Source organism: Terrimonas alba (assembly GCF_042434975.1).
Lineage (GTDB): Bacteria > Bacteroidota > Bacteroidia > Chitinophagales > Chitinophagaceae > Terrimonas_B > Terrimonas_B alba.
Genome location: NZ_JBHMQM010000001.1, coordinates 755,953 through 782,748, shown reverse-complemented (window position 1 = coordinate 782,748; position 26,796 = coordinate 755,953). Strand labels below are relative to the sequence as shown.

The following is a 26,796-nucleotide window of genomic DNA, read 5'->3' as shown; positions in this document are numbered from 1 at the left end:
GGGTTTATTTATGCTTTATCGGCATGGTGCTCTTATGTGTCTTTATTCTTGGCAAAGCATTTTATATACAGCGTTTCCAGGGTGAGCACTGGCGGAACATGAGTGATAGTATGCACCAGCGCATTGTTGAGCTAGACGCCGACAGGGGAACCATCTATAGTGAAGATGGCCAGATGTTGAGTACCTCTTTGCCTGAATTTGACATCTATCTTGATTTCCAGGCCGATGGTTTACGTGATAAGAATGGAAAGGTGTTTAGAGAAAACGTAGACTCATTTGCCATAGCCATGGCAAAATATTTTGGTGATAAAACCACGGCACAGTATAAAAAAGAATTGCAGGAGGGGTATAGGAAAAAAAGCCGCTATTATTTGCTGAAGAAGAAATTGTCGTTTGAAGAGTATAAGAATTTCCGCCAGTTTCCATTGGTAAAATTAGGAAGAAATAAAAGTGGTGTAATTGTAGAGGAAAACAGCAAACGGTTATCGCCATTTGGATTATTGGCTAACAGGACCATCGGTCTTTCCCGTGAACATATTGCGAGCAATGGCAAAGTGAAAAAGCAAAATGTAGGTCTTGAAAAAAGTTATGATACGTTGCTGACTGGTCAAAAAGGCCAGCGGCTGGTAAGATATGCTTCGGGCGGAGCTATCCCGGTGGAAGGTTTTCAAATAGAACCTGAAAACGGGAAAGATATTTTCACTACACTGGATGTGAACATACAGGACATAGCAGAAAATGCTTTGTTGAAACAAATGGACACAAGCGAATCGTTGTATGGCACCTGTATAGTGATGGAAACAAAAACCGGTAAGATCAAAGCGATTGCCAATCTTGGCCGCAGGCCGGATGGAACTTATTGGGAGGATGATAACTATGCCCTACGGGTGACAGAACCCGGATCCACGATTAAGCTGGTGACATTATTAGCAGTGCTGGAAAAAGGTACTTCAAAATTGAATGACCTGGTAGAAGTTGGCAGTGCTGGACAAATGGTAGTTGGCCCGCGAAATGTAAATGATGCTGAACGTTCGCCCAAACCCGTATTGACGGTAAAGGAATGTTTTGCACATAGTTCTAATGTGGGAATGAGCAAATTGGCGTACAAAGCATTTGCTCAAAACCCTAAGGAGTATAGGGATTATTTACACAAGTATCACATGGATGTTCGTTCACCCATCGATCTTTCAAATATCCCCAGGCCACAACTGGCGCCATTGGATAAAAATAAGGGTGGCGTAATGAATATGATCACGATGAGTTTTGGTTATGCTGCCCAGGTCAGCCCAATGCATACCCTTACCTTATACAATGCTATCGCCAATAATGGTAAAATGATGAAACCTTATTTGGTCAATAGCATTCAGCAGGATGGCATCGTGATAAAACAATTTGGGCCGACTGTGTTGGAAGAAAGTATTGCGAAGCCAGAAGTAATACAGGCGGCGAAAGAAAGTATGGAAGCGGTGGTAACCGAAGGTACCGGCAGAGTTGCTTTTAAAGACATGCCTTTTGCCGTAGCAGGAAAAACCGGAACCGCACACGTTGCAGATGGAAATATTAAATACAGTGCGGGTGTATACCAGGCATCGTTTGTAGGCTATTTTCCGGCAAATGATCCCCAGTTTACCTGTATAGTAGTAATCAGATCCAAGCCATACGCAGCCTTGCACTATGGTGGGACATTGGCAGGCCCGGTGTTTAAAGAAGTAGCTACAAAATTGTATGCGATGTATGTGGAGAAAAAAGCACCGCATATGTATGCAGCGAAAAAAGATAGTACAGGTTATTTCTATGCCGGGAATAATGCAGACATAAAAAATGTGTTCCAAACATTAAATATCGGGTACAGGGATTCGGCAACGCAGGGCGATTGGAGTAACGTGTTTGCAGTGGATTACCAGCCGGTGGTAAAAACAAGTGTGATCAGGAAGCAGGTAATGCCCAATGTGAAAGGAATGGGATTGAAAGATGCGTTGTACCTGTTGGAAAATATGGGAGTAAAAGTTTCGGTGAAAGGAAAGGGTAAAGTAGCGAATCAATCTGTTGAAGCTGGGAGTGCCCTGTCAAAGGGAATGACTGTGGTTTTGGAATTGAGCTGATTAAAAGTTTGAAGTTAAAGGTTTAAAAAGTTGACCGTGTTATTGCAGGATGTTCTATATAAAGTTTCGATCAGGTCAGTTGCAGGGAGTACTGCGATAACGGTGAATGATGTGCAGGTTGATTCAAGAAAAGTAAAACAAGGATCATTATTTATAGCGGTAAAAGGATCAGGGGCAGATGGTCACCAGTTCATTGACAAGGCAATAGAAAACGGTGCTGTAGCAGTGCTGTGTGAAATGTTACCTTCTTCGTTGAAAGAAGGTATTGTATATGTACAGGCGGAAAACAGTGCGGTGGCAGCCGGATGGATAGCACACAATTTTTTTGGGCAGCCATCCGATAGCCTAAAAGTGATTGGTGTAACCGGCACAAATGGTAAGACGACGATTGCCACCTTGTTGTTCAAGCTCTTTTCAGGATTGGGTTATAAATGTGGCTTGTTGAGTACCGTTGAAAATCATGTCGGTGATAAGATCGTGCCGGCAACGCATACGACTCCCGATGCTATCAGTTTGAATCAACTAATGAGGCAGATGGCGGATGAGGGATGTTCACATGTTTTCATGGAAGTCAGTTCACATGCAGTGCACCAGCATCGCATTACGGGTTTAAATTTTGCCGGCGGAGTTTTTAGCAATATCACGCATGATCACCTGGATTACCATCAGACATTTGATGAATACATCAGGGTTAAAAAATCTTTTTTTGATTCGCTGCCTTCATCCGCATTTGCGATCAGCAATGCAGACGACAAAAGAGGAATTGTGATGTTGCAAAATACAAATGCCCGAAAGTATTTGTACAGTTTGAAGACGCTGACTGATTTTAAAGGAAAGATCATTGAAAATAGTTTGACCGGGCTGGTGATGACGGTAAATGACCAGGAAGTTCACTTCAGGTTGATCGGTGAGTTCAATGCCTACAATTTGCTCGCCACCTATGCGGTGGCAATATGCCTGGGTGAAGAGAAACAGGAAGTGTTGAGATGCCTGAGCCTGTTAACCGGCGCTGAGGGAAGATTCGATTATATGGTATCACCTAAAGAAAGGATCATTGCTATTGTTGATTATGCTCATACTCCCGACGCTTTGTTGAATGTGCTGGCAACGATTAAGAAGTTAAAAAAAGGATATGAGCAGGTGATAACGGTAGTGGGTTGCGGTGGCGATAGGGATAAAACCAAACGACCTATTATGGGTGAAGCGGCCTGCGAGCATAGTGACCGGGTGATTTTCACCAGTGATAATCCAAGAAGTGAGGATCCGGCGCAAATCATCAGGGATATGGAAGAAGGGCTGCCGGCAGCTGCAAAAAGAAAGTATATCTCGATTGAGGATAGAAGGGAAGCAATTAAGACGGCGATCAGTTTAGCGAAGCAGGAGGATATCGTTTTGATTGCAGGCAAGGGACATGAGAAATACCAGGAAATAAAAGGTGTGAAGAATCACTTTGATGATAAAGAAGTAGTGAGAGAAATTTTTGAAATATTAGATAAATAAGGGAGAAGTTAAAGAGTTCACGGGTTCACAAATTCAATGTCAGTGGTTGAAAACTTATGAACTATTGAACAGGTAAACTTATAAACTAACTCAACGCATGTTGTACCATTTATTTGATTGGCTAAGGGAACAGGGAGTAAAATTTCCGGGCAGTGAGCTTTACAGGTTCATTACTTTCCGGGTTTTACTGGCCGTATTGCTTTCCTTATTCATCACCATGGTATATGGTAAGAAACTGATCCGTTTTTTACAAAAGAAGCAGATAGGTGAAAGTGTAAGGGACCTGGGGCTTGCAGGAGAACAAACAAAGAAAGGAACACCAACTATGGGAGGCATCATTATCATCCTTGCGATATTGATACCAACGCTTTTACTGGCAAGATTAGATACTGTGTATATCGTCCTGATGTTGATTGCTACAGTGTGGTTAGGAATAATTGGTTTTGTGGATGATTATTTGAAATTAAGGGCCAAAAAAATTGCCCAGCAGCAAGGTGTGGCTTATAAGAAAGGGGATAAAGATGGCTTGGCGGGATGGTTTAAAATATTGGGGCAGGTTGGTTTGGGAGTTACAGTAGGCGCAGTTCTTTATTTTAATAGTGATGTAACAATTTGGCGGGAGTACCAGGGCACTCCCCCGACAGGTGATACGACAGTGAAAACAAGGCAGGTAAATAATCGGACAAAACATTTCGTGGAAACGAAAGAGCCGATTACCACTATCCCTTTTGTAAAGAACCATGAATTTAATTACACGAAATTATTGCCGGAAGCAATAAGAAAATATTCATGGGTATTGTACATTTTGGTAGTGATATTCATCATCACCGCAGTTTCCAACGGATCGAATATTACAGATGGTCTTGATGGATTAGCGACAGGGACATCGGCATTGATCGGTGTTTTGCTGGGAATTTTTGCGTATGCAAGCGGTAACTTCTTTTTCGCCGACTATCTCAATATCATGTATATACCGGGATTAGGAGAGTTGTCCATATTTATCGCTGCGATGATAGGGGCTTGTATAGGATTTCTTTGGTACAACTCTTATCCGGCACAGGTATTCATGGGTGATACGGGGAGCCTGACCTTAGGTGGAATCATTGCAGCGCTGGCTATCATCGTTCACAAAGAATTGCTGATACCCATTTTCTGCGGAGTGTTCCTGGTAGAAAATATAAGTGTGATACTGCAGGTCAGTTATTTCAAATACACAAAGAAAAAATTTGGTGAGGGAAGAAGGATCTTTTTGATGAGCCCTTTACATCATCATTATCAAAAGAAGGGATATCATGAGTCGAAGATTGTGACAAGGTTTTGGATTGTGACGGTGCTATGTGTGGTGTTGAGTATTGTAACATTGAAATTAAGGTAAAAACAAGGATATAGTTTTTAGGAACGGATTTTTTTGAAAAACCACGCCGGCTGCTATCGAACCCCTTGAAGATTGTACTCTGATGTGAAGTAATTGTGAGGCTATTGCAAAGTTGATACTTGTGAAGAACCATTTTTTCCTAACCGCTGAGAAACTAACATAAGTTGAATCATGTGCTGTTGCAAGAGACAGCACCAAAAATGGATGAAGGCTGAGATCGAAGCCGGATCAAGTGACCTATGAGCAAACGTATCGTCATATTGGGTGGAGGTGAAAGCGGTGTTGGTGCCGCCATTCTTGCGAAGCAAAAAGGATATGATGTATTCGTTTCAGACCAAAGCTCTTTGAAGGATAATTATCGTAACGATTTGGTACAGGCAGGTATTGAATTTGAAGAGGGGCAACAGGATGAGACACGCATCCTTTCGGCCAATGAAGTAATGAAAAGCCCGGGCATTCCTGAAAAGAATGAGTTGGTTAAAAAAATCAGGGCCAGGGGTATTGAGATCATCAGCGAAATTGAATTGGCCTACCGCTTCAAAGGTGAAAGCAAGATCATAGCCATTACCGGCAGCAATGGGAAAACAACCACTACTGCTTTGACCTACCATATTTGTAAGAAAGCGGGATTGGATTGCGCTCTTGTGGGAAATATTGGTTATTCTTTTGCCCGCCAGGTCGCTGAAGATCCGAAGCCACTATACGTAGCAGAGATCAGCAGTTTTCAACTGGATGATATCAAAACTTTCAGACCTGATATCGCAATTCTTACAAATATTACTGAAGATCACCTGGACCGTTACGATTACAATTTTGAAAATTATATCAGGAGCAAATTTCGCATCGCTATGAATCAGCAGTCAACTGATTATTTCATTTACTGCGCGGATGACGAAGTCACGATGAAATATATTAATGAGCAAAATATTCACTCAAACCAACTGCCAATCAGTATGAAAACAGAACTATCAAAAGGAGCATTTATCAAAGACGGGGACATGTACGTAAGAACAGGCGAAGAATTTACCAGTATGAGTGTATATGATTTTGCCCTGAAAGGAAAACACAATCAATACAACACGATGGCAGCCTGTGTAGCGGGATCAACGATGGATATCCGCAAGGAAAAGATAAGGGAGGCGGTGCAGGATTTCCAGGGTTTGGAGCATCGCATGGAACCTGTGGCAACAATTCGTGGTGTGGAGTTTATCAATGACAGCAAAGCAACTAACGTAAACTCTACCTGGTATGCACTGGAGAGTATGACGAAACCAACGATCTTAATCCTTGGTGGGGTGGATAAGGGAAATGATTATTCGTTGATAGAGGAGTTGGTAAAAGAGAAAGTAAAAGCGATCATTTGCCTGGGGGTTGACAACCGGAAAATTCACGAAGCATTTGGAAATATTGTCAGTACGATTGTAAATACCGACAATGCTATAGATGCAGTGCAGGCGTCTTTTCATTTTTCGGATAAGGGTGATGTGGTTTTGTTAAGCCCGGCCTGCGCCAGTTTTGATTTGTTCAAGAATTATGAGGATAGGGGAAATCAGTTTAAGAAAGCGGTAAAGGAGTTGTAAGAAAAGTTGACAGATGATGGTAGACAGTTGACAGGACAACCAGCAATTAATAATAAGCAGCCAGAAACGAGCAACGACCAACGAGTAACAAAAGAAATGGAAGTATCAAGAGACATACGATTCAGTGAAATGGGAAATTTCAATACCCGTAGACTACTGACTAAAACCAAAGGTGATAAAGTGATTTGGGCATTGGTAGTATTGTTGGCGTTAGTGTCCTTATTAGCAGTATATAGTGCTACCGGTTCGCTGGCCTATAAAAATTATAAAGGCAACACCGAAGTTTATTTATTTAAACAGATCGCTTTTATCATCATTGGCATATTGGTTGTATACTTTGCGCATCTTGTCAATTATACATTGTACTCAAGAGTAGCCACCATCATGTTTTTGCTGGTTATTCCTTTACTGATCTATACATTGTTTTTTGGAGTTAGGATGAATGAAGGAAGCCGGTGGATCAGGTTGCCGCTGATCAATATGACGATGCAAACTTCTGATTTAGCCAAGTTGGCTTTGTTCATGTACCTGGCACGCCTGTTAAGTAAGAAGCAGGATGTGATCAAGGATTTTAAAAAAGGATTCTTGCCGGTGATGATACCTATCGGAATTGTGTGCCTGTTGATTGCCCCTGCTAATTTATCAACGGCTTTGTTATTAGGAGCCAGTTGTATGATGCTGCTGTTTATTGGCCGGGCAAGAGCAAAACATTTATTACTGGTGATTGGATTAGCCATGATTCCCATTTTGTTCCTCATCATTGCTGCCGTTGCCAATCATAAATCAAAAAATGAAGAGACAGTTGCGGTGGCAAAATCTTCATCAGGTTTATTTGGCCGGGTGGAGACATGGATCGGTCGTGTTGAAAATTTCATTTATGGTGGTAAAGAAGCGGATAATGATGAGATGTACCAGGTGAACCAGGCAAAGATCGCTATTGCTCAGGGTGGAATTTTGGGTGTTGGTCCCGGCAACAGTACAACAAGAGATTACCTGCCACAGGCGTATAATGATTTCATTTTTGCGATCATAATTGAAGAGTATGGTTTTGTTGGTGGCGTCTTCATTGTGTTTATCTACCTGGTTTTTCTATACCGGTGTATAAGAATTTTTAAACGTTGTCCCTATGCATTTGGTGCATTCCTGGCATTGGGATTAAGTTTTACACTGGCGATCCAGGCAATAGCCAATATGGCTGTAACGGTGAACTTGTTCCCGGTAACAGGTGTGACTTTGCCGTTGGTGAGTATGGGTGGATCAAGTTTCATTTTCACTTGCCTGGCAATTGGAATCATATTAAGTGTAGCGAGGAATGTGGAGCAGTTAGAGGGAAAATCCACAAACCTTCCGCCGGCTGGCGGAGAGGCTTAGAAAGAGTCTGATATGAGCGAAAGGTTTAGCAATAGTGATTTTTCTGGCTCACCGTTTAGGGGACGGGGAGGACGCATTATCATAGCGGGTGGCGGAACCGGCGGGCATATTTTTCCGGCGATTGCGATTGCCAATGCATTGAAAAATATCGATGCGAACATTGAGATCCTGTTTATTGGCGCAAAGGGAAAAATGGAAATGGAAAAAGTGCCACAAGCGGGGTACAATATAGAAGGGCTGGATATAGCAGGATTCAACCGAAGTTCTTTGATAAAAAATATTGGCTTGCCATTTAAATTGGTAAAGAGTTTTTTCCAGGTAAGGAAAATTGTAAACCAGTTTAAGCCTGCCGCTGTAGTTGGCGTGGGAGGTTATTCCAGTTTTCCTGTACTGCGTTATGCACAGGCAAAAGGAATACCCACATTTATTCATGAGTCCAACTCCTTTGCAGGTAAGTCAAATATGTTATTGGGGAAAAAAGCTACAAAAGTGTTTACCGGTACAGAAGGAATGGAAAAATTTTTTCCTGCTGACAAGATCATGGTGACAGGTAACCCTGTAAGAAGCACGATTGCACAAACAGTGATAACAAGAGCAGAAGGGATTAAATTCTTTTCGCTGGATGCAAATAAAAAAACGGTGCTTGTTGTTGGCGGAAGCCTTGGAGCAAAATCGATCAATGAAGCTATCGGCGAACATATAGATGAATTAATAAATGCCGGGTTACAATTGATCTGGCAAACCGGAAAACCTTATGCTGCGAAAGCCAAAGAGCATACAGCAGGAAAATCATCTGTTTGGGTAAATGAGTTTATTACACAAATGGAATATGCGTATGCTGCAGCTGATATAGTGGTGGCCCGTGCGGGTGCCATGACAGTAGCTGAACTATGTGTTGTTAAAAAGCCCGTTTTATTCGTACCCTACCCATTTGCAGCCGAAGATCACCAAACAGTGAATGCAAAACAGTTGGTGAACAAACACGCCGCCTTGATGATCAAAGATGATGAGGCACCGGACAAGCTGGTGCCAATGACGATCCAGCTGGCAAAAGATGTCAACCGTCAGCAGGAGATGAAACAAAATATTTCTGTATTGGCCATTACAGATGCTGATACAAGAATTGCTGATGAAATTTTAAAAAGTGTCAGATAAATAGCCGCTGAGATATTGAAACAGCTGTAAAGAATGAAAAAAGATTCAAATACTGTCCTTATGAACACTCCCTTTTTAGGGGGTGACAATATCCGTGAAGTTTATTTTATCGGCATTGGAGGTATTGGGATGAGCGCTCTTGCCAGGTTCTTTCAGTCAAAAGGAATAAGTGTGAGTGGGTATGATAAAACACCCACTACGCTGACAAAAGAATTAGAAGCAAGTGGTATCACTATTCACTACGAGGAGAATATTGATAAGATACCGAAGGGGGCGCAACTGGTGGTGTATACACCGGCAGTGCCGAAAGATCATAAGGAATTGTTGTTTTATCAGCAGCAGGGAAGCAAAGTTGTGAAGCGAAGTGATGTGCTGCAAATGATATCTGAAAGTTCTTTTAATATCTGCATTGCCGGTACTCATGGAAAAACGACAATCACTACCATGGTTGCCCATTTGTTGCGTGACAGCGGTTTTGGATGCAATGCCTTTTTAGGTGGGATATCAGTAAACTATGGGACTAACTTTTGGAGTGATCCAAAAAATGTTTGTGTGATTGAAGCAGATGAGTATGACAGGAGTTTTTTGAAACTGAGCCCGGATATAGCGATCATTTCAGCAATGGATGCAGATCATCTCGATATATATGGAACGGCTGAGTCAGTCGAGCAGGCTTTTATCGATTTCAGCAAAAGAGTAAAACCCGGTGGCTTGCTGATCCGACAGTTTGGTTTGAAACGTGGAAAGGAATTGGGTGGGGACAGACAGTTGATCTATAGTTTACAAAATGATGCGGCCGATGTATATGTTGCGAATGTCAGGATGATGAACGGCAGCTACGAGTTTGATGTAATGATGAAGGATAGGATGCTGGAGAATGTAGTGCTGAATATGGGCGGTATGCATAATGTGGAGAATGTGATCGCGGCGATTACTGCAGCGAGTTCTTTGGGAATAGAAAATGAAAAGATAAAAGCAGCAGTTGCTTCCTTCAGGGGTGTAAAGCGCAGGTTTGAGTATATAATCAAGACGAATGAATTGGTTTATGTAGACGATTATGCTCATCACCCTGAAGAGTTGCGGGCATTGATCAATGGGGCGAAAACATTGTTTAAAGGGAAAAAGGTCACTATCATTTTTCAACCACACCTGTACACAAGAACAAGAGATTTTGCGGATGGGTTTGCTGAAGTGCTTGGGATGGCGGATGAAGTGATTTTACTGCCGATATACCCTGCGAGAGAATTGCCGATAGAAGGTATAACCAGTGAATTATTACTGGAAAAAATGAAAGGCACTAATAAGTCAGTAAAGACAAAGGAAGAAACGATCAACTGGATAGAAAATGATTTTACAAAACGCAGGGATAAAGAGTTTGGCAATTTGTTGATAACAGCAGGGGCAGGAGATATAGACACGCTGGTGGAAAAGATAAGAGCAAGTCTGAACGGGGATTTGTAAGATGGAGGGGACTATTGGGAAAATGTGCCGCGGAAGGCGATATGTTAACAGAAGAATTTAATTGAAATGAGCTCCGGAGGAGCGACATTTTGGTAGAAGGAGTTTGACAATGAAATGAGCCCCGTAGGGGCGACATATTGGTAGAAGAAGAAAGAATAATAATTACAAGTAAGCTCCGTAGGAGCGATATATAAAAATAACAGAGAGCCAACAAAAGAAAGTGAATACAAAAAAAGCGATACGAAGAATTTTATTCATTGCCATGTGGTTGGTGATTGGCAGCGGGATGCTGGTATTGCTGATCGCCGCCATGGGTAAGCAGAAAAAGAATACCTGCAGGGATTATGTGGTGACGATAAAAGGCAACCAGGAAGAAAATTTCTTCCTGGATAAAACGGAGATCGTCAAATTGCTGAAAGTGGCTGCTAAAGGAAATATCAAAGGACAAGCGAAGGAGTCGTTCAACCTGCTGGAAATGGAGAGCTTGCTGGAAGATAATGTCTGGATAAAGGATGCACAGCTTTATTTCGATAATAAAGATGTGCTGCACGTTTCTGTTACGGAAAGAGAACCAGTAGCAAGAATATTTACCGGCAGCGGTAAAACATTTTATATCGATGCGGATGAAAAAGGAATTCCCTTGTCGGAGAATTTAAGTACAAAGCTACCCGTGTTTACCAATGTGCCGGATAAAAAAGACAGGGAAAAGAAAGATAGCTTGTTGATTCATGATATAAGAACTACAGCGCAATTTATCAACAGCAATCCCTTTTGGAAATCACAGGTAGCGCAGATTGACCTGGTACGATCCGATGCGGACGGTTCCTGGCAATTTGAAATGGTGCCTGTCGTCGGCAATCATATTGTAAAGCTGGGTGATGGTGAGAATATCGAGCAAAAATTCAACCGGCTTTTTATTTTTTATAAGGAGATACTAAGCAGGACAGGATTTGATAAATACAAAACCATTGATGTTCGTTTTGCCGGACAGGTGATTGGCGGTAAAAGTGAAAATCCCAAAGTGGACTCCGTACAGTTGCGTAAAAATGTACAGGAACTATTAGACCAGATTAAGAAAATAGAATTGGAAAACGAAGCTATCGAAAAATCAATGGCGACAACTGTAGCTCAACAGCAAACCGATGTCAAAACAGGAATAGTGAATACTGATCTCAACAATCCAACCCCTAATTCCACCCGGGAAAACCGAAATCCAAAAGCTGCTGAAGAGAAAAAAAAGCCTAAAGCTGTAATGAAGAGGCCCCCATCCGACTTCTCCCGATAGGGGAAGCCGCCAGGGCACGGACCCCGCTTTTCGAAGATGCTCACTATATAATGCATTTCGAAAATGGTGAGTAGAGCGATTAAAATAGATGTGGTAGTGATGAAGTTTGATATTGTAACGCCGAACCCTCCTGCTGAACTAAGTCGAAGCATCCCGGAGAAGGGATAAGAGGGTGAGGCCTGCTGAGCAGAATTAATGTAGTACAAGAGTGCGACGCAAGGGACGATGATCAGGGAACAGAACGATGGTAACAGAATAAAAACTCTTTCGATAAAAACAACAACTAAAAACAACATTATGAACCACGAACAACCCATTATTGTAGGTCTTGACATTGGGACAACCAAGATCGCAGTGATTGCCGGGCGAAAGAATGAGTTTGGCAAGCTGGAGATACTTGGATTTGGTAAGTCTAACTCAAATGGTGTAAAACACGGCCAGGTGCTGAACATCGATGAAACGATCAAAGCTATACGAACTGCTTTAGACAACTGCTTTGCTTCCAATCCAAATTTGGAAATTAATGATGTGTATGTTGGTATTGCCGGCCATCATATTAAAAGTTTGCAAACCCGTGGCGATATTGTTCGCCAGGCAAACGATGAAGAAATTTCTCAACGGGAGATCGATCAGTTGATCAGCGATCAGTACAAAACTTATATACCTGCCGGCGATCAGATCATTGATGTGATCCCGCAGGAGTTTACCGTAGATAATTTTCAAAACATTCCTAATCCCATCGGTTATGGTGGTGTAAAAGTGGGAGCAAACTTTCACATCATCACGGGTGATAAAAATGCAATTCGTAATATCAACCGCAGTGTTGAAAAATCCGGCTTGCATACAAAGGATTTGGTGTTACAGCCATTGGCTTCGTCTTCAGCGGTAATGGCACAGGAAGATCTGGAAGCCGGTGTAGCCATCGTTGATATTGGCGGTGGTACTACTGACCTCGCTGTTTTTTATGAAGGTATCCTGAAACATACTGCAGTTATTCCTTTTGCCGGTGAAAATATTACCAATGATATTAAAACCGGTTTGGGTGTGCTGAAAACACAGGCCGAACAAATGAAAGTGCAGTTTGGTAGTGCTTTAGCGAATGAAGCAAAGGGTAATGCCTACATCACCATTCCTGGTTTAAGAGGTATGCCGGCTAAAGAGATCAGTGTAAAAAGTTTGGCCAACATCATACAGGCGAGAATGAGTGAGATCATGGATTTTGTTACTTATCACCTGAAGCAGGTGGGGCTCGATAGCAAGGCATTGAATGGTGGTGTAGTACTAACCGGCGGCGGTTCTCAACTAAAACACCTGATTCAACTTACCGAATATGCTACTGGTTTGCCAGCAAGAATTGGTTTTCCTAACGAGCATTTAGCGGCCGGGCATATTGAAGAATTAGCGAAACCAACCTATTCAACTTGCATCGGGCTTATATTAAAAGGTTATGATGATTATGAGCACAACCGGAAGAAGTTTGAAAAAGAATATAAAAAAGTAAATGTACCGGAGACTTTGAAAAAGGCCATCGAAAAAGAAGAGAAAGAGATTGAAATTGAAGAAGTGAGTGCGGAGAAAGTGAAACAAAGAAAAGGTTTGAACAATTTCTGGGGAAAATTCAAGGACGGCATCATTGATCTTTTCAAAGAAGAAGAAGATAAGCACTTATAAACCTTACATACAATCCCGGGCAGGGATTACCAAGTTCTTTTTAATAACTAAACTAAAAATGCAACGTGAAAGAAATAGATCGTTGCAACTACTAACCCAAATTCTAAACAGCCCAAACTCATCTATGGTAGCAGGTGTGCAGGGCTTTTTAAAACCAGTTAATTATGATACATTTTGATTTGCCAAAAGAAAAATCATCTATCATCAAAGTGATAGGTGTTGGCGGCGGCGGCGGTAATGCGGTAAACCATATGTTCAGCCAGGACATTGAAGGTGTCAACTTCATTATTTGCAATACAGATGCGCAGGCATTGACCAATAGTGGCATTCCAAACAGGATTCAACTCGGACCGCACCTTACACAGGGTTTAGGCGCCGGCGCTAATCCTGAGATCGGCCGCCAGGCAACAGAAGAATCACTGGAAGAAATAAAGCGCATACTTGAAGTAAATACTAAAATGGCCTTTATCACTGCCGGTATGGGCGGTGGTACAGGAACCGGTGGTGCACCTATCATTGCAAAAATTTGTAAAGACCTGGGCATCCTGACAGTGGGTATCGTTACGACACCTTTTGCATATGAAGGAAGAAAAAGACAACTACAGGCTGAAGAAGGTATAAAAATATTGAAAGGATATGTAGATACACTGCTGGTGATCAGCAATGACAAATTGCGTCATCAATTTGGTAATCTAAAAATGCGGGATGCATTTGCCAAAGCTGATAATGTACTGGCAACTGCTGCAAAATGTATAACTGATGTCATCAATAGCACCGGCCAGATCAATGTGGACTTTGCGGATGTATGCACTGTGATGCGTAATGGTGGTGTGGCCATCCTTGGAAGTTCTGCTGTTGCTGGCGAAGGCCGTGCATACAGGGCTATTGAGGAAGCATTGAATTCTCCATTGTTGAATGATAACGAGATCAGTGGTGCGAAGTGGATACTTATCAATATCAACTCTGCGGAAGGAGAACATGAGTTTACCATGGATGAAGTTGAGATCATACAAAATCACCTGGTGTCACAGGCTGGCGAGGGTACTGATGTGATCATGGGATTGGGATATGATAATTCGTTGGGCGATCAATTAGGTATCACATTAATCGCTACCGGTTTTCAACACAAAGATCCTTTTACAAAACAGGCACCAAAGAAGGTGGAAGTAAAGAAGGAGGAAAAAATTGTGATGACTCTTGGTGAAACGATTGCTAAGAAAACTGAATTGAAAGAAGAGAAAAAAGAAGAAACAAGAGAAGATTTGTTGGCTCCTAAATTGGTTGACGAATTTCACATACAGGATGCTCCCATGCCTGGGGTAAATGATGCGATTGAAATGGAATACATCAAAGAAGAAGAACCGATCGTGCTGTGGCATTTACAAACAAAAGAAAAAATACCAGGTAAAAACACGGTGGAAGATGGTAAAATTACTGTTGGCAAAATGTTACCGCCGGAAAAAAAAGAAGATATATATTCGATCTCAGAACGCACTCCGGTATCCGAACCAACTACCTTATCCACCAATTCATCAAAAGAACAAGAACGTAAAGATAGTACAAGTACAAGTACTAACAGCCCGATGCCTGCAGCTTCGGGAGGTTATCAACTGGCCAGACCCTCCAATATCTACGCAGAATCAAAAGCAGAGGCCAATGCCTCAATGCCTGCTGTTGAGAAGCCAGTCTCCTCCCATGCTGCCGCAAAACCAGGTGACGAACTACCTGACATGCAAATGCAGCTGGTGGAAAAAGACATTCCAGCGGCGGATATGCCGTTAGCCCACCATGCTCACACACCTTTGTATCCTGAGGTTGAGGATTCGCCGATGGCGAACGAAGCCGAAGATCAAAAACGTAGGGCTGCTGAAAGGCTGCACAAGTTGCGCAACTTGTCGTTCAATGTCAATTCAGCTGACCCAAATAATGAGTTTGAAACAGTGCCGGCCTATATCCGCCGCAATATGGAACTGTATAACAGCAGTTCCCAGATTGAAAGCTTCTATAGCAATTACGAGGTCAAGTCCGACCAAAATAACCAGGCACATATCAGCACCATTAATACTTTTTTAGACGGTAAAAAACCCGACTGATAAATTGTCTTTCGGCACATAACCCTATGACTGAGCCGAAGGACGTTCCCAATAAAAAGCCAATAAAGTGGCTGAGTTTTTAGTTGTTCCCCCGGTGTTTGCATCGGGGGTTTTTTTGTAGCCTGGCGAAGGGTGAACTTGTTTGAAGTTGATTTTGTAGCCAACATTTGTATTTCATGGCATCACCTGTTGCGTCGCACCGTTCAAGGTTCGGTTCGCTATTGGGCAAATTTATTATAGCTGGGTTTGAGAAATAGTCCTTAAAAGGTTTTGCAGGACCAGGCAACCCAGTAACTATTCCTTTCGTTTCATAGAAATCCGTTCGTGACGCCCCCCTGAATGGATTCCCCGATAGCCATTCTTTTCCTCCCTTGACGACAGCCAATTAATTTTTCAACAGCCTTTTTCATGTGCTGCTGTGAACGTTTTGTCCATACCACCTCATATTTTCTTTCTACCATTGCCGGATAAGCTTTAGCATTTCCTCAGAACTGATATAGTTTCCGGCCTGGAACTCGGCCTCGGCTTCTTCCAATTCATGGTTATATTGCTCCCTGGCAATTCTTTCGGGGGATTGTATAAAAGATTTAATTACGTTTAAAAGAGATTCCTTTTGAGCCGGCGTTAATAACGACCAGTATTTACTCAACTCTATATCTAGTGGAGAAGGCGACATAATTCATAGTTTATACAAATCTACTTTTTTCAAAAGAACTATTTTAAATGTGGTCGACTGGCACCAAAATAACATGATTATTTGGAATTTGACTCAACCTCTCAATTCCTTCTCCGCCTCTTTGCCATATCGTATAACAATCTCCGGGATAGCCATGATATCTTCCAAGGAAGTACGAAAGTTAACAATGCAACTTCGCAAAAGATATTTTCCTTCCAGCATGGCATTGCTGACAAACAACTCTCCATTTTTTTGAAGATTGGTGAGCAAAGCAGTATTTAACCGGGTTAGCCATTCTTCCTTTTCCTGTTCATTTGCTGGCGCATTGTCGGGTGTGTACCGAAAAGTGACAATGCTTAACTCGTCAGTATATACTTCAATATTTTTCTGTTTCTTCAATTCATTGAACAATTGTTTTGATAAGGTGATATCGTCACGTATCATTTCGGTGATGCCATGCCGTCCTGCCTGTTGCATGACCATCCAAACTTTAAGGGCACGAAATCCTCTTGAGTTTTGTGGCCCGAATTCATAAAAGTTAACCGGCGTTTCATCACCCATTTTATCAAACTGGTAATAGGCAGGATGAAAAGAAAATGCATCGGCCAGCAGGTTGGGATCACGAACCAGGGTGCAGCCGGCTTCCAGCGGACAATACAACCATTTATGCGGGTCAATGGCAATGGAATCAGCATCTTTTAGTCCTTCAAACATTTCCTGCAATTCCGGCAACGCTGCAGCCAGGCCGCCATAAGCACCATCGATATGAAACCACGTGTTATGCTTTTTACAAATGGTCGCAATGCCAGCTAACGGATCGGTAGTACCGAAACCAACACTACCGGCTGTGCCTACAACGGCCAATGGAATAAACCCGGCGGCTTTATCTTCCTGTATTTGTTTTTCCAACGCTTGTACATCCATACGTTGTGAATCATCCATCGGTATCCAGCGGATAGCCTGTAATCCCAGGCCAAACAAATCGGCTGTTTTATGCAGCCAGGTATGCACCTGTTGGGTGGCGTACAAGGTAAACTTTAGTCCTTTTTCCGTCAACCCTTCTTCGCGGATATTCCACTGCGCCCTATTCTTCCGGGCCGCCCATATGCCTGCGATATTGGCCATGTTGCCGCCACTCACCAGTACACCACCACAACCTTTTTGATAACCGATCAGTTCCGATAACCAGCGGATACATTGTAATTCTATTTCTGTTGCGACGGGCGATAAAATAAAGGCGCCGCAATTAGGATTGGTCAGTGAAGCAATAAAATCAGCCATGGCGCCGAGTGGTGCAGGAGAGGAGGTGATATAGCCAAGGAATTTTGGATGACCGTTAAACAAGGAATGATCGGTGAGTAAAGAAGTCGCTTGTTGAGCAAGAGTAGCTGCATCACTTCCATTGTCTGGTAAATGATTATCGGCACCGATCAGTTTTCTGACTTCCGAAGGCGTCAAACCTTCAGTTACTTTTTTATTGGGTAATTGTTCTAAAAAATCAGCGAGCTGATCGATGAGTGAATGGCCAATGGCTCTGAATTCTTCAGCAGGCATATTTAATATTGCCTGGCGGTTTGCTGTGGCAACAGGTAAGGTTTGCATATAAAAAAATTGGAGGTAGAAGTTACTGAATAGTATGCAAACGGGGAGATGAGCGGATTAACTGCTTAACGTATGTGATCGCCAAAGGCGATAAAAAAGAACTTCAAAACCGGAGGTTTCGAAGAGCAGGGGGGTGGCAGTTATTTTTTGTCATCATGTTCTGAAAAATGATTTCCTCTCCAAGCCACTCTCTTTTTAGCCCTGTTGTTTCTATAAATTTCTTTTGTTCGTTTTCTGTTGCATAATCAATTACAAATTGTTGTCCACCGTCATCATAATATGTGTAACGTCCTTTGGTTTTAAATTCTGTTGGTAAATATGAGAAACGCTGAAAAAATGAATCATCTATGTAGCCAACTTTAGATAATTTCCATTTTTTAATTGCTCCGTTAACTTTGAAATTTATCCATTCGTAGTTGTTTTCGTCAACTCTTAATGAAATGTCAGTATAATTCAATTCTCCCTTTGTTATTGTTCCCATGCGTTTCATAAAAGTTATATAATCACTGCTTGGGTCAATAAATTCAATGTCGTACCAAACACAATTGTCCGTGTAATGAACTGGATGACCAGAATGTCTCCAACCTAAATAATAGTACAACAGTTGAAATGGCGATTTTCTGAACTCTGCTTCAAGGTCGGTGCCAGGTAAATAATTACCTTTCATGTTTTTAAATATTATTTCTTTGGTAATTCCTGAATTTAATTGATAACCCAAAGTGTTGAATATTTTCAACTGTTGGTCAAAAGAAAGAGTGTCAGCCGAGATTGTCAGCTCTGTTTTGTTAGAATGATTTTCGGGTTTTCTTCCTTTTTGATTTTGTCAAAATGTTTCTTAAACAGTCCAAATAGTCCCATAAATAGAATTGTTACAAAACTCGCTATTTTTATTGTTGTGCAGTTCTTAAACCTTACAAATCATCCACCAAAAATTTCTTCCTCGCAAAAAAAACATATGCCGTGATATAGGCAAGAACGGCAATAATTAAAATGCTAGTATCAGGACTATCAGGATAAAAAACTTTTTTACCAAAAGGGATAGGAATCAATACATCAGATGCCTGCAACGGCAAAAAATAACCGGCAGGGGAAAGTTTAAACTGGAAATTGGTCAAAGCAGCGATCAGCCATTCAAAAATAATCCCGTATAGAAAAAAGATAATGATGGCCAACCCGCTTCGCCTGAACAATACGGCCAGCATCAATGCAAAGAATAAATAAGCCAGGGCTTGTATGAACACGTAGAATATATAGGCTGTTCCATCCATGGAGAAACTACCGGAAGAAATAGAGCCAAAAACAACGCAGGTAATAATATTGATTAGAGTGATCAATAATGAAAAGATGACCACCAAAGCGATCTTAATGCCAATGAACTGGTTGCGGCTCCAGCCGTCAATGATGTTTTGGCGGTGGGTTTTAAAATTGAATTCATTTACCATCAGCATGATGATGATCATCCCGGGGAAATACAGTAGCCAACTGCTGAGCCAGCCTACTGTTTGCCATACTTTGGGAAAGGCAAAGGAATCACCGAGGAGCATGGAGGCTTCGGGCACCTGCGCCTTGGTGCGTTGTTCAATGTACCAACTGATATAGGTAACGATAAAAATACTTACCAGGTAAAGTACAGCAAACACCCAAAAGGCCCGGTAATTTTTTATTTTCAGCCATTCGATCTTTAAAAGGTGTAACATGGTGTTGTTTGATGTTTGGTGTTCGAAGTTTGATGTCTATATATTGAACCAGTAAACAAGTAAATGGATAACCCAGTAAACTTCTGTCAATGCTCACTCTTTGTTCCTGTAATTTCCAGGAAGGTTGATTCCAGCGATTTTCTTTTTACATTCAGTTTGCTCAGCACAATTCCTTTTTCAAAACAAAAACGATTCACATCCTGTGCCGTGATCCCGTTGCTAAAAACCGCCTGCAGGTAGTTGTTTATTACCTGTGTTTCCAGAACACCGCTCATTTGCTGAATGGTGGATTCTAATGCATCCAGGTCATCGGCCGCCAGTTCAATGATCGTTTCATCCAGTGTTTTTGTATCAAGGATATCTTTTACACTTCCTACAGCTTTTAAATCTCCTTTTTGAATGATGGCCACATGGGTGCAAACTTTTTCTACTTCATCTAATATATGGCTTGCCATAATAATGGTTTTGCCCTGCCGGTTCAGTTGTTTCATTAGTTCCCTGATTTCTGCAATGCCGGCGGGATCGAGCCCGTTGGTCGGTTCATCAAAAACCAAAATGTCGGGGCTTCCCAACAATGTAGAAGCAATGGCCAGCCTTTGTTTCATACCTAGTGAATAGGTGCTGAATTTGGAGTCTTTACGCTGATAGAGATTGACAAGGTGCAGCGTCTTTTCGATATCTTCTTTTCCTCTTTGTTTGATTTCGGCAGCTATGCGCAGGTTTCTTTCACCGCTTAAATAATGATAGAAATTAGGCGTTTCCAGCAGCGTCCCTATTTGTTGCCGCATTGCAGCTGTTGCCGGTTCTCCTTTCCAGAGGTAATTTCCTTCGGTTTGCTTTAAGATATCCATAACGATCCCGAGCAGCGTTGTCTTGCCGCTTCCATTAGGACCGAGTATGCCAAATACACTTCCTTCAGGCACTTCAAAAGACACCTTATTTAGGGCACGGATACGGCCATAAAATTTAGTGAGGTTGTGGATCGAAAGAACCGGCTTCATAGTTGGTATTTATTTTAACGTTCTCTTCTTTACACCTTCTTTGGTGATGACAACAGGTTTGATCATTCCTTTTTCATCAAAATACATTCTGTCAATACAGGTCTCCCTGGAGTTGCCATCTTTTTCAGTAAGCGGGCGGCGATGATAAACAATATACCACTCATCCTTGTTGGGAATCTTTATTACTGAGTGATGACCCGCACCAGTCGCAATAGCAGGGTCCTGCTGAAGAATTTTTCCCACCCGTTCAAAAGGCCCAAAGGGTGAATCAGCAATAGCGTAAGCCACACTGTAATCAGGCCCCGTCCATCCACCTTCTGACCACATAAAATAATATTTGCCATTTCGTATAAACATGAAAGGACCTTCTACATAACCGGTTGGTGTGATTTCACGGAAGATTGTACCATCTTCAAATGGAATAAAGCCGGTAAAATCATCGTTGAGTTTGGCAATATTGCAATGTCTCCATCCGCCGTATATCAAATAATGCTGACCATTCGCATCACGAAAAACAAACTGGTCGATGGGCTGTGCGCCGTTGTGAAATTTATCGATCAGCGGTTTTCCCAGGTGATCTTTATAAGGCCCTTCTGGTTTATCCGCCACACCTACTCCTATTCCCCCATATTCGTTGTTGTTTTGAATATCATTAGCGCCAAAAAAGAGAAAATATTTCCCCTTGTTTTCAATAACGGATGGAGCCCACATGGCTCTTTTAGCCCATTTGATAGCGGCGGTGTCCAGGATAGTGGGGTGCTTTGTCCAGGTAATAAGATCCGGAGAGGAGAAGGCATCAAAGAAAACCTGTTTATCATAGGGAGCCGAATAAGTAGGAAAGATCCAATACTGCTTCGTATAAATTATACCTTCAGGATCGGCATACCAGCCCGGAAACACGGGATTACCGGCGTTGGTTTTTTTCAATGCATTATCTTGTTGCGCTATTGATGTGGCAGTGAAAACGATGAAAAGGATCAATAATGAAATTCGCATCAAGATTTTTTCCCAATTTACTAAAGCATTTTGTCTTATAACTTGGTTTTATTTTTGTTGGATACATTTTAGCTTTTATATATGACCACAATATTGATAACGGGCGGTACGGGAATGATTGGCAGTGCTATTACGAAGGCATTGCTGGAAAAGAATTATAAAGTAATTATTTTATCAAGAAGCAGCGATAATAAACAGGAGCATGGCGGAAATGTATCTTATGCGTTGTGGAACGTAGAAGACCAAACGATCAGTGAAGAGGCAATTGGCAAAGCAGATTATATCATTCATTTGGCAGGAGAAGGTATTGCCGACAAACGATGGTCAAAAAAAAGAAAGCAGGAGATCAGGGACAGCCGGGTAAAAGCTGGTGAATTGTTATCAAGAGCTTTGCGGGATATGCCCAATAAGGTAAAGGCCGTTGTGAGCGCATCCGCCATTGGTTGGTACGGCGAAGATCCCGCAGTTCCTAACTCAAATCCATTTCTCGAAACGGCACCTGCTGATAAAGGATTCCTGGGACAGACCTGCCTGGAATGGGAAAAAAGCATTGACCCGATAGCTGAATTAGGCAAGCGGGTGGTTAAATACCGTACAGGCATTGTTTTAAGTAATGAAGGCGGAGCATTTAAAGAATTTGAAAAGCCGGTACGGTTTGGTGTAGCGGCAATTTTAGGATCGGGCAAGCAAAGAATAAGCTGGATACACATTGATGACCTCGTTAGATTGTACATCACCGCTATTGAAAGTGATGATATGAGAGGGGTGTTCAATGCGGTGGCGCCGAAACCTGTTTCTAATAAAGAATTGATGCTTCAACTGGCACAAACGAAAAAGGGTAAATTTTTTATTCCATTGTATGTGCCCTCTTTTGTTATAAAAGCTGTGCTGGGTGAAATGAGTATTGAAGTGTTAAAGAGCACCACGGTAAGTTGTGATAAAATTCACTATTGCGGATTTACCTTTTTATTTCCTGCGATTGAAGCTGCATTAAATGATCTTGAAAATAAAAAAGCCTCCGGTTGAGGAGGCTTACTGATCATTAGAAAGCTTTCTTTTCCTCTGGGAGACTGGGCGTTTGTTTTTGCGTGTACATTTTCGGATCCACTTTTTTAGTGTCGCCCTGGTATACCCAGGTAATATTATTGATATATTTTTTGAACGCATTATTCATTTGATCCAGGCTCACTTTTTTAATATCGTCCTTGATGGTTACTGCCCTTCTCCAATCACCAAATAATACTTCGGCGTTTGCAAGGGCTGATGCCTGGGCTTCATTTGTTTCCTGGCGATAATAAACTTCTGTCAGGTAACCTGTTTTTTCATTTTTTAGTTCTGAATCTTTAAATCCTTCCTGTTTCACCTTGTCGATAAGTGCCCTGGCCGTAGCGATATATTTATTCGGCTCAGTGGTTGAAACGGAAATAGTAGAGTAGGGTGTAGTGCCCTGGCTGAACCAGGCCCATGGCGCATAGGATAAACCATTCCTGGATCTGATCTCGATGAAATGCCGGGTCGAAAAAATTCGCATCGCTAATATAAAAGCATTATAATCCTGCGAACCGGCAGCAGGGCCTCCTGTTATTCCCCTGATATAATTAGTTGCGTTGTCCCTGGATTTTGAAGTGAAAGTATTGACCGCCGGTGTATAATTTTCTTTTTTAGATACAAAGGGACTTCCTGCAGGAATTTTGGTAAAAAAATCAGCCAGTTTTTTTTCAATTTCGCTTTTCTCAAGATCACCGACGATAACGACGGTCATGCGTGAACGGGTGAAAATGGATTGCCAGTATTTCTTTGCTTCAACCGCTGTGATCGGCTGTATACTCGCAATAGTGCCGAGCGGATCTTTTGCATAGCTTTTCCCTTTGAAGGCGGTTTCTTTCGCCATTTTGTCGATAGCATTATCAGGAAACGACTCATTGGTGCGAATAAAAGTAATAGCATCTTGTTTAATGCGATCAAATTCTTTTTCATCAAAACGGGGTGTCCGTAAAGCGTCGGCATATAATGGCCACACTTTGTCGAAATCATTTTTTATGCAATTCATGCTGACGCTGGCATAATCCATACCACTCCATCCTGATACTTGTGCACTTACCTTATCCAGCTTATCTTTAAAACTGTTTTTATCATCATTGGTGGTGCCGCATTCTGTAAGAGCTCTTACAGCGAGGTTTTCAATACCAGCCTTGTTTTCCGCATAATTTTGAACACCACCTTTGATTATTGTTTGTATGACCACAATTTGATTGCCGCTGGGCTGAACGATTACTTTTACCCCATTTATATTTATGTCATATGGCTTACCTGATTGTGCCATAACCAGGCAGGGTATTAATAGGGTGATGATAACCATATACTGCAGTATCTTTTTCATGTGTATATTTTTTATTTTTTCTATTTGCAACATGGTCCCGACAAGTCGGGATTCATCGGTCGTTGGTATAATACGTCGAAAATTTTTTGGCTTATTTCATTGTTTTGATCTTAATCGTTACCAGTGATCAGGTTACGATAAAACCTGCGGATCAGAAAGATTTCCCGGAAGCGAAGTATTCTTCAGGTTTGTATTCTTTCTTCATGGCATCATTAATGATCATACCGGCTACATAGGGTTTAGAGACAATGTATTTTTTTAGATAATCCTGTATATTTTTTCTTGTTACCTTCTGCATGTTGTCGTCATAGTCAGTAGCATAATCAATGGAAGTGCTGCACCACCAGTAGGTAAGGCCAGATGCCTGTTGCGATGGTTTTTCCTCGTTCCTGATTTTGTTCCTGATCAATATATCTTTTGCAGTTTGCAATTGTTCATCAGTAAAATAATCATCGTCGGCCCACTTGCTCACTTGTTTCAGCATTTCTTCATAACAATCTTTCAATTTGGATGGGGTAGGTAAGGCTAACGCATAAACAGGGCCTGCAAAACGACAGGTTTGATAGGTAACATTGGTAAAACTGGCGAGGCCTTTATCGATTAAAGCTTGTTGCCATTTTGAAGAATTGAGACCCAGTATAGTTGAAAATACATCAGCGGCCAATGTAGCTGCTGAGTCCCTGCGGTATTCGGGGCCAATCCATTGAAACATCATGAAAGGAGTTTCGGCTATTGAGGATGTTTTGATATTATAATCCGGTTTCTCCAGGGGCTTAAATTCCGGGATAGGGTATTTTTCATGTGGGTCAAATTCACTGTGTTTCCAGTCACCATAAATTTTTTTGGCCAGTGCAAATGCTTCATCCGGTTTTACATCGCCACAAATCACCAATAGAGAATTGTTGGGATGATAATATTTGTCTTTTATGATCATCATTTTTTCAGGCGTGGCCGTGTTAATGATGTCGTGATCACCAATTGGATTTTTGCGGGTAAAATTTTCGCCCCAGGTTCTTTTAGCTACATCAATCCACAATTGAAAGAAGGGACTACTTTCTGCGCGTTGAAATTCGCCATCTACTACTGGTCTTTCTTTTTGCATGTCTTCTGTCCGGTAGATGGGAAACCTGATGGCTGCGTTCATAAATTTCAGGCCTGCTTCAAGGCTATCACTTGAAAAAGTAAAGAAGTAGTTGACTCTTTCTTCGCCGGTGGTGCCGTTCCAGATAGCTCCTAATTCTTTGGCCCGATCAATAAACTTTTCCTGGTCCGGATAATCTTTGTTGGCTTTGAAGAACATGTGTTCGAACAAATGCGATAGACCGCTATACTCAGGCCCTTCGGTATAGGCACCATTTTTCACAGCAATTTCGATGGTGGCCAATGGAACTTTGTGGTTTTCGATCACCACTACTTCAAGACCATTGTCCAGTTTTTGCCAGTAATAATTTTTGGGAAGTCGGGGCTGTGCCGATGCAGCAAATGTGGCTGCAATAACCAAAATGGTTAGCCATTTCTTTGCCATACAAATATGTTTTTGGTTTAATGCCTGCCTGACCGGTAGGCAGGGAATGCTCTTATAAGCTACGGAAGATTTGGATGGCAAAAAAATAATTTCTACCTGCGGCCGGCGAGTAATGTGAGAGGGGAAATATGATTTTATCCATGAATGCCCGGAAATTCATTCGCTGAAATAGCTGCATGATCGGGATGCCAAATGCTGGTAAACTCACCGATAATAGACTTACCATTTTCAAAACTCAGCTTGTGAAGCTTCAGCAACGAAATGTCTTCCTGTTTCACTTTTCGGTACATGGGATGCATGGTGCCGCCATTGGTATTATCACCAGGTTTTGCGGCGGGGTTGTATTGATATTGTGCATCTACTAAAGTTCCCCTGGGATACATAATACCCGGAACACCTTTGCCGCGAAGATCGATATCAGTTGGGTGGTGTAAGCCGATCGTGTGACCATATTCATGTGCTGCTGTTGTGGAGCCCTTGTAAAGATTATCCAGTTTGAAATAACCCGTATTACAACCCAGTCCATCTACAAAGGAAATATTACCATGGGCAAACTCTTCAATACGGAAATAATTATTGCGGGCGTCAATGTTTTGGTAAATCTCGATATCAGTGATGGCTGGTTGAAAGGCTGCAGTGATTCTGAATACAACATGATAAGAGTAATCATCAATCTGCACAATCCCCCTGGCTTCATTCCACATGGTTTCAATTTCTTCCCGGATATTTTCGGTAACGGCCGCATCGGCGGCATTGCCATATGTAATAATATGGGAGGAGATGGTGAGTTGTTGATTGGCTTCCTGTTCTACTGTGCCCATAAGGATAGCGGAACTCCGTTCCGTTTTTAAAGTAATTTAATAACTTCCGGTTGTTTTGATCATCTGCATAGGAAACTGAATGAAATCGGGTTGTCCAAGCCTGGTTTTAGTTAGCGGAACTGAGTTCCTTTATCCAGCCGGTATTCCTTATCCAATTCAGGATGAAGATAGTTCCATTTCCAATCGCACCAATTATTTACTAAACCGGCTTTTACAGGATTTTGGATGATATAATGAACAATGTTATAGAAATGTGTATTATCTCTTATTATCGTATCAAAACTTTCTTCAGCCCAAAATGGACCAGAGCGGTTCAAAAGTTTATTGGATTGAACAGCGGTAAATTTTTTATGATTTTGGAGAATTACATTTAAAGAAGGAGCACCTGGCAAAAGCCTGATCAGTATGTGTACATGATTACTCATAATACAGGCAGCCGATAAAATATAAGCTTGTTATCATTGAAAAATAAAGAATCCATTACCAAAGCGGCAACAGCTTCGTC

21 protein-coding genes are annotated in these 26,796 nt (G+C 41.8%); 11 read left to right on the top strand and 10 right to left on the bottom strand.

Annotated features, from left to right (window positions below; translation table 11 throughout):
- Positions 1-23 precede the first annotated feature (23 nt).
- The 10 genes from ACFEL9_RS03130 (at position 24) to ftsZ (ending at position 15,593) form a co-directional block, all read left to right on the top strand.
- On the top strand, positions 24-2,102 hold the full coding sequence (locus ACFEL9_RS03130; RefSeq protein ID WP_385886047.1) for a PASTA domain-containing penicillin-binding protein: 2,079 nt from the start codon (positions 24-26) through the stop codon (positions 2,100-2,102).
- A 36-nt stretch (positions 2,103-2,138) separates the two neighbouring features.
- On the top strand, positions 2,139-3,602 hold the full coding sequence (locus tag ACFEL9_RS03125; RefSeq protein ID WP_385886045.1) for a UDP-N-acetylmuramoyl-L-alanyl-D-glutamate--2,6-diaminopimelate ligase: 1,464 nt from the start codon (positions 2,139-2,141) through the stop codon (positions 3,600-3,602).
- Positions 3,603-3,699: 97 nt separating this feature from the next.
- The gene (gene mraY, locus ACFEL9_RS03120) at positions 3,700-4,977 is read left to right on the top strand and encodes a phospho-N-acetylmuramoyl-pentapeptide-transferase (RefSeq protein WP_385886043.1); all 1,278 of its coding nucleotides are present in this window, start codon (positions 3,700-3,702) and stop codon (positions 4,975-4,977) included.
- A gap of 239 nt (positions 4,978-5,216) precedes the next feature.
- Positions 5,217-6,557 carry a UDP-N-acetylmuramoyl-L-alanine--D-glutamate ligase gene (gene murD / locus ACFEL9_RS03115; protein ID WP_385886040.1) on the top strand — a complete coding sequence of 447 codons (1,341 nt, stop codon included), beginning with the start codon at positions 5,217-5,219 and terminating at the stop codon, positions 6,555-6,557.
- 96 nt (positions 6,558-6,653) lie between these two features.
- Complete coding sequence (locus ACFEL9_RS03110) at positions 6,654-7,928, top strand: FtsW/RodA/SpoVE family cell cycle protein (RefSeq protein WP_385886039.1); 1,275 nt, start codon at positions 6,654-6,656, stop codon at positions 7,926-7,928.
- 12 nt (positions 7,929-7,940) lie between these two features.
- Positions 7,941-9,083 (top strand): undecaprenyldiphospho-muramoylpentapeptide beta-N-acetylglucosaminyltransferase, encoded by a 1,143-nt coding sequence (murG, locus tag ACFEL9_RS03105; RefSeq protein ID WP_385886037.1) that lies wholly within the window; start codon positions 7,941-7,943, stop codon positions 9,081-9,083.
- A 60-nt stretch (positions 9,084-9,143) separates the two neighbouring features.
- On the top strand, positions 9,144-10,544 hold the full coding sequence (gene murC, locus ACFEL9_RS03100; RefSeq protein ID WP_385886035.1) for a UDP-N-acetylmuramate--L-alanine ligase: 1,401 nt from the start codon (positions 9,144-9,146) through the stop codon (positions 10,542-10,544).
- A gap of 220 nt (positions 10,545-10,764) precedes the next feature.
- Positions 10,765-11,829, top strand: a complete 1,065-nt coding sequence (locus tag ACFEL9_RS03095) for a cell division protein FtsQ/DivIB (protein ID WP_385886033.1) — start codon at positions 10,765-10,767, stop codon at positions 11,827-11,829.
- 297 nt (positions 11,830-12,126) lie between these two features.
- A complete protein-coding gene (gene ftsA, locus ACFEL9_RS03090) occupies positions 12,127-13,500 on the top strand; it encodes a cell division protein FtsA (protein ID WP_385886032.1) in 1,374 nt (457 codons plus the stop codon).
- A gap of 164 nt (positions 13,501-13,664) precedes the next feature.
- Positions 13,665-15,593, top strand: coding sequence for a cell division protein FtsZ (gene ftsZ / locus ACFEL9_RS03085; protein ID WP_385886030.1), 1,929 nt, complete (start codon positions 13,665-13,667; stop codon positions 15,591-15,593).
- Positions 15,594-16,047: 454 nt separating this feature from the next.
- Here the strand turns inward: ftsZ and ACFEL9_RS03080 are convergent, their stop codons facing one another.
- The 6 genes from ACFEL9_RS03080 to ACFEL9_RS03055 form a co-directional block, all read right to left on the bottom strand.
- Positions 16,048-16,269 carry a hypothetical protein gene (locus ACFEL9_RS03080; protein WP_385886028.1) on the bottom strand — a complete coding sequence of 74 codons (222 nt, stop codon included), beginning with the start codon at positions 16,267-16,269 and terminating at the stop codon, positions 16,048-16,050.
- Positions 16,270-16,362: 93 nt separating this feature from the next.
- The gene (locus ACFEL9_RS03075) at positions 16,363-17,871 is read right to left on the bottom strand and encodes a pyridoxal phosphate-dependent decarboxylase family protein (protein ID WP_385886026.1); all 1,509 of its coding nucleotides are present in this window, start codon (positions 17,869-17,871) and stop codon (positions 16,363-16,365) included.
- Positions 17,872-17,974: 103 nt separating this feature from the next.
- The gene (locus tag ACFEL9_RS03070) at positions 17,975-18,589 is read right to left on the bottom strand and encodes a hypothetical protein (protein ID WP_385886025.1); all 615 of its coding nucleotides are present in this window, start codon (positions 18,587-18,589) and stop codon (positions 17,975-17,977) included.
- A 193-nt stretch (positions 18,590-18,782) separates the two neighbouring features.
- A complete protein-coding gene (locus tag ACFEL9_RS03065; RefSeq protein ID WP_385886023.1) occupies positions 18,783-19,568 on the bottom strand; it encodes an ABC transporter permease in 786 nt (261 codons plus the stop codon).
- 86 nt (positions 19,569-19,654) lie between these two features.
- Positions 19,655-20,569, bottom strand: a complete 915-nt coding sequence (locus tag ACFEL9_RS03060) for an ABC transporter ATP-binding protein (protein ID WP_385886021.1) — start codon at positions 20,567-20,569, stop codon at positions 19,655-19,657.
- Between the two features lie 9 nt (positions 20,570-20,578).
- Entirely contained in the window at positions 20,579-21,565 is a 987-nt protein-coding gene (locus tag ACFEL9_RS03055) for a glycoside hydrolase family 43 protein (protein ID WP_385886019.1), read from the bottom strand.
- A gap of 81 nt (positions 21,566-21,646) precedes the next feature.
- Here ACFEL9_RS03055 and ACFEL9_RS03050 point away from each other — a divergent pair, with 81 nt between their 5' ends.
- Positions 21,647-22,591, top strand: coding sequence for a TIGR01777 family oxidoreductase (locus ACFEL9_RS03050; RefSeq protein ID WP_385886017.1), 945 nt, complete (start codon positions 21,647-21,649; stop codon positions 22,589-22,591).
- A 16-nt stretch (positions 22,592-22,607) separates the two neighbouring features.
- Here the strand turns inward: ACFEL9_RS03050 and ACFEL9_RS03045 are convergent, their stop codons facing one another.
- The 4 genes from ACFEL9_RS03045 to ACFEL9_RS03030 form a co-directional block, all read right to left on the bottom strand.
- Entirely contained in the window at positions 22,608-23,945 is a 1,338-nt protein-coding gene (locus ACFEL9_RS03045) for a M16 family metallopeptidase (RefSeq protein ID WP_385886016.1), read from the bottom strand.
- Positions 23,946-24,096: 151 nt separating this feature from the next.
- A complete protein-coding gene (locus ACFEL9_RS03040; protein ID WP_385886014.1) occupies positions 24,097-25,470 on the bottom strand; it encodes a M16 family metallopeptidase in 1,374 nt (457 codons plus the stop codon).
- A gap of 134 nt (positions 25,471-25,604) precedes the next feature.
- Positions 25,605-26,291, bottom strand: coding sequence for a peptidase M10 (locus tag ACFEL9_RS03035; protein ID WP_385886012.1), 687 nt, complete (start codon positions 26,289-26,291; stop codon positions 25,605-25,607).
- A gap of 110 nt (positions 26,292-26,401) precedes the next feature.
- Positions 26,402-26,716 (bottom strand): transposase, encoded by a 315-nt coding sequence (locus ACFEL9_RS03030; RefSeq protein WP_385886010.1) that lies wholly within the window; start codon positions 26,714-26,716, stop codon positions 26,402-26,404.
- Positions 26,717-26,796 lie beyond the last annotated feature (80 nt).